Origin of the sequence: Flavobacterium sp., from assembly GCF_044368625.1 — a bacterium.
Taxonomy (GTDB): Bacteria; Bacteroidota; Bacteroidia; order Flavobacteriales; family Flavobacteriaceae; genus Flavobacterium.
On the sequence record NZ_JBIPPD010000291.1, the window covers coordinates 1 to 3,158 of the forward strand.

2 protein-coding genes and 1 pseudogene are annotated in these 3,158 nt (G+C 29.0%); all 3 read left to right on the forward strand.

Translation table 11 applies throughout. The features are described 5' to 3' along the window. Positions 1-221, forward strand: a 221-nt coding sequence (locus ACIQ2X_RS15070) for a hypothetical protein (protein ID WP_396179781.1), incomplete at its 5' end; no start/stop codon positions are given. Positions 222-240: 19 nt separating this feature from the next. After that, positions 241-2,874, forward strand: coding sequence for a carboxypeptidase-like regulatory domain-containing protein (locus tag ACIQ2X_RS15075; protein ID WP_396179782.1), 2,634 nt, complete (start codon positions 241-243; stop codon positions 2,872-2,874). A gap of 90 nt (positions 2,875-2,964) precedes the next feature. Further along, positions 2,965-3,158, forward strand: a pseudogene (locus tag ACIQ2X_RS15080) (IS1595 family transposase); the annotation flags it as partial.

The following is a 3,158-nucleotide window of genomic DNA, read 5'->3' on the forward strand; positions in this document are numbered from 1 at the left end:
AAGATATTGGTAAACGTCCTTTAAAACTAACTTTACCTGTAAAGAAAGAATATAAGATAGCTACTAAAAATAATTTTTACAAAATTAGATTTAAAATAAAAACAGACGGAGAAGGTTCACCTATTTTTGAGGACGCTAAAGATAAAAAAGAATGGTTTGCAGGAATTTTTAAAGTTGAACGAAATCATCCGTTTTTAGATATCGAGTTTCCAAAAGAGTAAAATTGCATTATATACTTTCATGAAAATAAATATTCTCTTTTACTTTCTTTTTTTTTCAAACATTTTGTTTTCTCAAACTGTAATTAGAGGTGGAGTAACTAATTCAAATAACGAGCCTCTGAATAATGTTAATATTTTAATAAATTATAAATCCACTGATGATCTTATAGTATTTAGTACAACAGATAAAGACGGATTATTTGTTTTAGAAATAGACAATAAAATTAGTGAATTTGATATTCAATTAAGTTGTATCGGGTATAAAACTATCACTGAAACCTTAAAAAATGAAAGCCGGACAAGAAATTTCGTTTTAAATGAGCAAGAAATTGAATTAAGCGAAGTTGTTGTAAAAGCACCACCTATAATTCAAAAAGGGGATACAATAAAATACACAGTTGGCTCATTTTCAAAGGAACAGGATAGAAGTATTGGCGATGTTTTAAAAAGGATTCCTGGGATTGAGGTACTTGCTGACGGTCAAATTCGCTATCAGGGAAAACCAATAAACAAATATTACATTGAAGGACTTGATTTATTGGAGGGAAAGTACAACTTAGCAAATGAAAATTTATCCTATAAGGAAGTTACACAAGTACAAATATTAGAAAATCACCAACCCATCAAAGCGCTGGACAGTTTAAAATTTTCTGAAAATGCTGCTATCAATATAAAGCTAAAGAATGCTTATACAATTGCAGGTAGCGCACAGTTAGGAAGCGGTTTCTCACCTTTACTGTGGGAGTCAAATATTACTCCTATGCTTTTCACAAAAAAAAATCAAATGTTGATTAGCGCACAATCAAATAATGTTGGTAACAATGTTGCTAATCAACTCAAAAATTTAACTATTGAGAATTTATTAAATCCATCTAACAGTGAATCTGAAAAATCAGACTGGCTATTTATTCAGCAATTATCAGCCCCAGATTTTACGGAAAAAAGGTGGCTTGATAATAATGTACATTTACTTACGGGAAATTATCTTCATAAACTTAAAAATGACTATGAAATTAGGCTAAATATTTCATATTTAAATGATGTTCAACAGCAAAATGGATCTACCTTTACAAAGTTTATTACTCCGTCTGATACAATTAAATTGTTAGAAAAGAACCAGAACTTTTTGTTTCTAAATTCTTTACAGACAAATCTAACGTTACATAAAAATTCTGAAAAAAAATATTTCAAAAATAGCTTTGAATTTCAAGGTTTTTGGGATAGCCAACGCGGTAATATCGTAATAAATGAACAAAACATTGATCAGCAACTTAGTAACAGATTTTTTAAACTCTCTAATAATTTAAAAACCATTTTACCACTAGGGAAGAAACTACTTACATTATATTCATTTATTAGTATTAATAGGACACCTCAAAGCTTGACGATTAATCCAGGACAGTTTCCTAATCTAATAAACAATAATATACCTTACAAAGAAATTTCTCAAAACGTTAATTTAAAAAAAATCCTTGCGGATAATTACATAAGCTTTACAAAAGGTTTTGGCGGGATATCGGTTGATTCCAAATTTGGTTTTCAATTGGAAAACCAAAACTTATCGAGTCAAATACAATCATCAGAAAATATTAATTTATCAAATAATTTTAGCAACGATTTAGATTGGTTAAAAACGAAACTTTTTATTGAAGTCCAAACTCAGTATAAGAGAAATCGCTGGTCGCTCGATTTTGCGTTACCAACCAATTTATATTCGTTTAATGTAAAGGACGAAAAAATAAGTAAAGGAGAAAATTTTAGTAGAATTACATTTGAGCCTAGATTATCTGCTACGTATGACGTTAACAATTTTTGGAAATTAAATACAGTATTAAGCTTGAATAATCAGTTCGGCAACATTAACCAACTACATTACGCATACATCCTTCAAAATTACAGGAGTATTAGACGAATCAATGCACCACTACCCCAAAATTTGGATCAAACAATTAGTAGTGGAATTTTTTACCGAAATCCGATGAGATCATTTTTTTGGCATTTAATGTATTCAAACGCTACTAATAAAACTAATATAACTTATCAATCTGAAATTTTGGAAAATGGAACAACAGAATTAAAGGCGATACAGCAAGATAACCTACAACAAAGTCAAAGTGTTGCAACGCGATTCAATAAAAAATTTAAAACGCTTCAAACAAATTTAATACTTAATGCAAGCTATAGTTTAAGTACTAATTTTCAACTGTTAAATGACAACTTAACTAAAGTAAATAATCAAACCTATAATTTTGGGAATAAAGTGGAAATTGATTTTACAGATAGATTTACATTTGAATATCAATCCACTTGGATTATAATGAGAACGCTAATTCAAAATCAAGAAAACCCAGCGGTAACCCAGGAAAATCATTTAGCAACTTTAACTTTTTTTACAGGCAAGCAGAACTTTATTTCGCTACGAACAGAATATACTACAAATAATTTTTTCTCCGAAAGAACAGAATTTGTATTTTCAGATCTCATTTATAGATATTCAATTAAAAAAAGAAAAATCGATTTTGAATTTCAGCTCAATAACCTACTTAATACTTCGACTTTTAGATCCGTCGATATTAGCGATTTTACTTACTTAGAAACAAATTTTTTGTTACGACCTCGACAATTTATTTTTAAGGTAACATTTACCTTATAAAGTAATTATCTTCCTTTTAGAGATAATTTAAATGTATATCCGTAATTGCTCATATTTTTGTATATTTGTTTGATAGATAAATTATTGGGTATGAATATTTTTAGTTTTGGAGTCGAATTTAGTAGTGAAGCCAATTGTATTGCGCATTTTAAAGCGAAACGCGATAAAATAGGTTTGAAATGCAAGTGTGAAAAGACAGATTTTTTTTGGATTAAAAGTAGGTTAAGCTATGAGTGTAAGAGTTGTAAAAAGCGTATCACGCTAAAAAGTGGAACTATTATGGA